We start from the raw sequence: 6079 nt of genomic DNA on the forward strand, positions 1-6079 counted from the left end.
TTTCTGCCCAATTTATTTGTACATATGGAAAACAAAAGAGGGAACGATGATGAAACGAACAATAGTTATGATTGTAATGATTGCTACACTATTTACAGGGATGATTTTCTTCTCTTACGCACAAAGACAACAAGCTGTAAGAGCTGATCAACCTAGCATTACTGGGCAATACGCCATTACAATTGATGCAGACACAGGTGAAGTCTTGTATGGAAAACGAGAAGACGAACGCTCTTATCCGGCTAGTATAGCCAAAATGATGACAACCCTTCTTTTACTAGAGAATGTAAAAGAAGATGAAGAAATTACGATTACAGAGAACGCAATTAAAACGGAAAGTCAAAGTAAGAAGATTAAACTACGTGCTGGGGAAAAATTAAAGCGTGATGAGGCATTAAAACTGATGCTTATCATTAGCGCAGACCCAATAGCTGAATCCATCGCAGAACATATTGCAGGGTCAAAAAATGAATTTGTAAAAATGATGAATGCGAGAGCGAAGGAACTTGGTACAAAGCATGCGACTTTTAAAAACGCAAGTGGTGCTGATGCACTCGGAAACAAAGTATCACCATATGACATTGCTATGATTACGAAAGAAGCATTAAAGTACCCAGTTGTTTTAGAATATATGAATTCAACACGTACCACTCTACATACTTCAGAACGCTCTCCAAACATCGCAAACTATGGACGAGAAGAACTATATGACGATCCATATGCAATCGGAAGTAAAAGCGGTCTATCAGCACTCGGAAAATATACGGTCGTAACAGTGGATGAAAAAGACGGTAAACGCGTCATTAATGTTGTATTATCTTCTACTCGCACCCAGCTGTATCCTGATACGAAGAAAATGGCACATTACGCATTTCAGCAATTAAAATAACCAAGGAGTATTTTCTCCTTGGTTATTTTTTAACCATACCTTTTAATACGAACGCAACGTTTGCTGGACGCTCTGCTAGACGACGCATGAAGTAGCCATACCAGTCGTTTCCATAAGGCACATAAACACGCATTTTGTAACCTTCTTTTACTAGCTCAAGTTGACGCTCATTACGAATACCATATAACATCTGGAATTCAAATTGGTCTCTTGGAATGTTGTGTTCTTCGGCAAGTTTTTTCGTATATTCAATAATCGCTTCGTCATGTGAAGCAATTGCAGTATAATTTCCATTTAATAAGTGCATTTTAATAATTTTTTTATAGTTATCATCTACATCTTTTTTATCAGGGAACGCTACCTCTTCAGGTTCTTTATAAGCTCCTTTTACAAGACGTAAATTAGGGCTATAAGCATTTAATTCTTCCATATCTTTTTCTGTACGATATAGGTAAGCTTGAATAACTGTACCAATATTATCATACTCAGATTTTAACTGTTTAAAGATATCAATTGTCTTTCCGCAGCGTGTATAGTCTTCCATATCAATAGTAACAAACACACCATTTTCTTTTGCAGCTTCTAAAATACGGCGCATATTGTTCATTACGATTTCATCAGAGATATCTAATCCCATAGAAGTCATTTTTAAAGAAAGCTGCGAATCAAGACCTTCTCTTCCGATTGCACGGATCGCTTCAATCGATTGGTTAGCCATTTCATTTGCTTCCGCTTCATTATCAACGAATTCCCCTAAATAATCGATCGTTACACAAAGTCCTTGCTTGTTTAATGCCTGAATAGCTGCTGTCGCTAATTCAATTGTCTCCCCTGCGACAAAGCGACCTGCACCAAAGCGTAAACCGTACTTTTTAGCCAGTTTTGTTAGCGCTTTATTTTTTGACAAGAAAAGAAACGAATTTCGCATTAATTGTTCCATGTAATTCACCCCTATGACTGTGATTTATCTGTTTTTTACCCCTCTTCAAAATTATATCATTGTTTAAAATTATTGGATACAAATAATTATTTAGATAATTTATAAAATACTATAAAAACATTTAAAACCCCATATTCTCGCTTATAAATATGCCTGAAATATTTTTCGACATTTAGAAAAATGGAGTTTACTAGGCACAAAATAGGCATGTCGAAAATATTCGACATGCTTATAAAATCCTTTATATTCCATGTAAATTATATAAGGATATTAATATAAAAAACTTAAGATTATATTTACCTCAAGTCTATTTATTGCTCATTTCTCTTCTCTTCATTCATTTTTTTAATATCCGTAATTAACTTCACCATCTCTTCTTTCGCATCTGGATACGTCTCATTCCAGTGCTTTACTAAAGCCGGCATCGTCTTAGCTATGTAAGAATACAGTGCCCACTTCTGCACCTGTTCTTTTCTCTCTTCATTGCTTTCTCCAAGTAATAGTTCCGTGTATTTCTCTAACAACCCGTCAAATTGTTCGTTAAACTTTTCACTCATCTTATCTACCTCCTATATGAAAAAAGCAGCGAAAATCGCTGCTTTTTTTTATAATTTTGATCGAACAGAGTTTAATTTCTTCTCCATTGTACTTACTTTATCACGACGATCATCGATACGAATTGTTGTCGCAACGCGCTGCGCACCTTTCGTATATGGAACTTCATGCATTTGTTGAATGACTTCTAGAATGACAGGAAGATCTCCTTCAATAACTGTATTCATTGGTGTTAATTGATATTTCACGCGATCTGCATTTTTCTCTAACACCTTTTGTACTTCTGCTACATATTCACTAACACTTGGGTTACCAGTTCCTACTGGAATAATCGATACGTCAACAATTGCCATAGTAGTCTTCCTCCTATAATTGCTTCTTATATATCCATTGTCTATTTTACCGAAATACTCATCATTTTACTAATTTGTTATTCCTCTATTTTAAACTGCTCAACTAATCTTTCTAAGTCTCTCATATGCTCCGTCAAACTTTCCATCGTATGAGCTACCTTTTCTAGATGATTCACTTGTGATTCAGTTGCAGCATTTACTTCTTCAGAAACAGCTGCGCTTTCTTGACTCGTACCAGCAATTGTATGCATTACCGCTGTAATTTCTCCTTGCTCGTGACCGATGTTATGTACCTCTGCTACAATTTGTTCCACTGACGTATTAATCGTATTTACAACTGACATAATGGTACGGAATTCCGTTTCTGCCTCGGTCGTAACTTTATTTTGTATATCCGCAATATCTTTCAATTTACTTACAACTTCTACAACTCTTCTTACCTCTACTTGTACATCACCAATCATCGTCGCAATTTCTACTGTTGCTTCTTTTGATTGTTCCGCTAATTTCCGAACTTCTTCCGCAACAACAGCAAAGCCTTTACCTTGTTCACCCGCACGTGCCGCCTCGATTGAAGCATTTAAAGCAAGTAAATTCGTTTGATCCGAAATACCTTTTATAAGCTCTACAACATTTTGAATCGATCCAACTCTTTGCTCTAACTTTCCAGATGCTTCTTCTGTGTGAACAACAATTGAAGATGATTGACCCCTTGTACGGACTAAATTACGCATCGTATTTAGCCCTTGCTTAGATGCCTCTTCAGCTTTGCCAGCCACGTCTTTTATGTCACCAACAGAGTTATTCATTTGTTCCACTGACTGCGCCATATTCTCGAGCTGCTCTGACACTTCATCTACACTATTAGCAAGCGTAGAAGCTCCTCCACTCACGTCATCCATTGCACCTGACACTTCTCTACTAGCTGCTACAGTTTCATTCGTTAAATAATGTAGATTATTCGTTGATTGTTGCACGGTTGATACACTATTTTTAATTTTACTTACCATTTCATTCATTTGCTCAACCATATGATTAAAATGGTTCGTCAGCTCTCCAACTTCATCCTTACTTGTCACTTTCATTTGCAACGTTAAATCACCTTCTGCTACTTTTTGAACGTGATTCGTTAATAGTTGCAGTGGTCTTGCTAACCTTCTTGAGAACAAGTATGAAGCTATGATTCCAACTAATAAGCTAATACATGCCATTATAAGGACTGTATTTCTCGTACTATTTAATAGCCCATCAATCGTTTCTTTCGGATAAACAATCCCAATTTTCCATTTCATCTTATCAAACAGTTGACTATAGGCTACTACATCTTTCCCGCCTAATGTCGTCACCGCAAATTTTGTTTCATCTTTATTCAAACTTTTTACAAGTGCTTCTTTGGAAACATCTTTTCCCACTTGCTCTGGATATACAATGGCAATATTTTTATCATTTACGATAAACATTTCCCCGCCATTATTATATTGAATATTATGGAGTAGCTTCTGAATTGTTCCTAGTGATACATCCATTGCTACTACCCCTAATACTGAACCATCCTGTCCTACAATAGCTTTTGAAACCCCAATACTTAACTTACCTGTCGCGATTTCATATTGCGGTTGCCCCCAAATAATCGATTTTGTATCAGATTCTGATGCTTTATACCACTGACGACTCGTTGGATCATACCCTTCTGGTACTTTTCCTCCGTCAGCAAGATTTGCACTCAACGTTTTTTTATCTTTCGTTCCAATGTATACATCTAAAATATCAGGATGGTTCTTTTTGAATCTTGAAAACTCTTTTAAAATAAAGCTCTCTTCTTCTGGAGTAACTCCATCTTGTAGCATATTTTGAATATCATCATGACTTCCATAATGCCCCATATCTTCTTCAATTCGCTGCATAAATGCAGTTAACTGCTCTGTCACAAGATCCATCGTATTTTGAGAATACTGGTCTAAGGAGCGCACTTCCTTCTCTTTCTGTATTTGATACATAGCTGTACCTAATATTACGAACATCATAGAAATAAGCACCGAAAATACTACCGCAATTTTTAAACGTAAACTTCTTAACATATCCCCCAAAGCATCCCCTTCGCATTGAATTAAAATCTTATTAATCATTATATTAAGTATAATAGATAAAATTAAAAAATTGAAATTAATTCTCACCTTAATACAATTAGAAAACTGACTACCACTTGTGCAAAAACAAATAGTTCATTATCCTTAAAATATAATCTCATTCGTTCGGAGGTAACTATGTTACAAAAATTCGGTTTCTCACAATATGAAAGCCAAGCTTATGAAGTTGTCGTATCAAGCAACGAACCGCTAGATGCCACAACGATTGTGAAGCATTCTGGTGTTCCAAAAGCAAAAATATATGAAGTATTAGCACGACTGATTGATAAAGGGATGGTAATGGATTCTGTTTCAGAAAAGAAAAAGTTGTATACAGCATTACCACTCAAACTAGCAATTGAAAAATTAACGACAGAATTTCAATCCAATATTAAAGAATTAGAAACGAATATATCAAAAAAATCATTTACAGATGACCGTGTGTGGAGCTTAAAAATGCAATCGTCTATTCGCGTTCAAAGTAAAGAACTCATCGAAAGTGCAAAAGAATCGATTCGTATTTCAGCTTGGAACGATACTCTTTTAGAATATCTTCCGTTATTAGAAGAAAAGGCAAAACAAGGCGTCAAAACCGAGTCCCTTATAGTTGGAAAAGTAGAAACAGACTTAGAAAACATGCATTTTCTAATCCCAGCGGAAGAGCCTAACGCGCTAGAGCGATACTTACTGCTCATCGTTGACGACCGTGAAATTTTATTTGCTGGCGTAGAACAAGAGTCATGGCAAGCAATGAAAACAATGTCACAACCATTCGTGAAGTTCTTTACAGAATTTTTCTATCATGACGTTGCACTTGCAAAGATTACTCAGAAACACCATGACCTCTTTATGGAAGATGAGGAAATTAAGAGTTTGTTGATGAAGTTGAGATACTAAAAAAACGCCTCTATTACAAGGCGTTTTTTTCTACATTTCTTTTCTATTTTTCATCCTTAACACATAAGCACCTGCAATAATAAAACTAATTCCTAAAACGAATAAAGCGGTAAATTCATTGCCGACGCCGCCAGTAGCTGGTAAACGCACTTCATTATGAGTATTAGGTTGTTGCACCTGCTTCACATCAGCGGAAGGTTTCACTTCTCCATTCGGTGTTGGCTTATTTGGCTTAGAAGGAAGCGATGCCTTTTCTTCTTTCTTATCTTTTACAATATGTTTAATAATTTCTCCATCCTCTTTTATTTCAAATGCGAAT

The 6079-nt window shown here is 36.0% G+C and carries 7 protein-coding genes; 2 read left to right on the forward strand and 5 right to left on the reverse strand.

The window, feature by feature from the left end; translation table 11 throughout:
- Nucleotides 1-49 precede the first annotated feature (49 nt).
- Nucleotides 50-889, forward strand: a complete 840-nt coding sequence (locus VF726_RS30590) for a D-alanyl-D-alanine carboxypeptidase family protein (RefSeq protein WP_132133571.1) — start codon at nt 50-52, stop codon at nt 887-889.
- Between the two features lie 22 nt (nt 890-911).
- On the opposite strand, the gene VF726_RS30595 is transcribed toward VF726_RS30590, so the two are convergent.
- From VF726_RS30595 to VF726_RS30610, 4 genes are all read right to left on the reverse strand, one after another.
- The gene (locus VF726_RS30595) at nt 912-1829 is read right to left on the reverse strand and encodes a proline dehydrogenase family protein (RefSeq protein WP_000436782.1); all 918 of its coding nucleotides are present in this window, start codon (nt 1827-1829) and stop codon (nt 912-914) included.
- Between the two features lie 311 nt (nt 1830-2140).
- Nucleotides 2141-2386: a YusU family protein gene (locus VF726_RS30600; protein ID WP_063222157.1), complete on the reverse strand. Its 246-nt coding sequence runs from the start codon at nt 2384-2386 to the stop codon at nt 2141-2143.
- A 48-nt stretch (nt 2387-2434) separates the two neighbouring features.
- The gene (locus VF726_RS30605) at nt 2435-2737 is read right to left on the reverse strand and encodes an MTH1187 family thiamine-binding protein (protein ID WP_001018862.1); all 303 of its coding nucleotides are present in this window, start codon (nt 2735-2737) and stop codon (nt 2435-2437) included.
- Between the two features lie 77 nt (nt 2738-2814).
- Complete coding sequence (locus VF726_RS30610) at nt 2815-4815, reverse strand: methyl-accepting chemotaxis protein (protein ID WP_440173960.1); 2001 nt, start codon at nt 4813-4815, stop codon at nt 2815-2817.
- Between the two features lie 186 nt (nt 4816-5001).
- Here VF726_RS30610 and VF726_RS30615 point away from each other — a divergent pair, with 186 nt between their 5' ends.
- Entirely contained in the window at nt 5002-5760 is a 759-nt protein-coding gene (locus tag VF726_RS30615) for a TrmB family transcriptional regulator (protein ID WP_098520846.1), read from the forward strand.
- Between the two features lie 30 nt (nt 5761-5790).
- On the opposite strand, the gene VF726_RS30620 is transcribed toward VF726_RS30615, so the two are convergent.
- The coding region (locus VF726_RS30620; protein WP_440173962.1) for an LPXTG cell wall anchor domain-containing protein at nt 5791-6079 on the reverse strand (289 nt) is incomplete at its 5' end.

Source organism: Bacillus sp. Brlt_9 (assembly GCF_051948935.1).
Taxonomy (GTDB): domain Bacteria; phylum Bacillota; class Bacilli; order Bacillales; family Bacillaceae_G; genus Bacillus_A.